Here is a 417-nt window from a genome sequence, read left to right on the forward strand (position 1 = left end):
CTATATTGGTACCAACTATATTAGCAGTAAAAAGCCCTAAAATTTTTTTCAGCCCATTCTCAAAGGAGGATGAATATCGGCAAACTATATGGCGGTTTGCGCATAATGCCGTCCAACAACCGATGTTCTTTCAGATGCCTGATAACCAGGTATCCGGGGAGGATTAAGGGGGTATTTGGGTAAAATTAGGCGTAATTAGGGGCGAAAACAGCCGAAAACCTGTGTTTGTGTTTCGGCTGTCGAAGGAAAGGCTTTTTTTGCAAAGGTCTCGGATAGCAGGGGATAGGCGGGACGGCCGCGGTGGTCTCGAAGGTAACGGGTTCTTTGAAGATTCAGGTACTGTTCGATCGGTTGCCAATCAATCACTTGATCCAACTTCAATAGTGGGAAGCGGTCGATGTGTTTGGCAATCATGGC

The 417-nt window shown here is 46.3% G+C and carries 1 pseudogene; it reads right to left on the reverse strand.

What is annotated here, in order from left to right:
• Nucleotides 1–270: 270 nt before the first annotated feature.
• Nucleotides 271–417 (reverse strand): annotated as a pseudogene (locus tag ACTHSL_RS13085) (IS5/IS1182 family transposase); the annotation flags it as partial.

It is taken from the genome of Neisseria sp. P0008.S010 (assembly GCF_051962715.1).
GTDB lineage: Bacteria > Pseudomonadota > Gammaproteobacteria > Burkholderiales > Neisseriaceae > Neisseria > Neisseria elongata.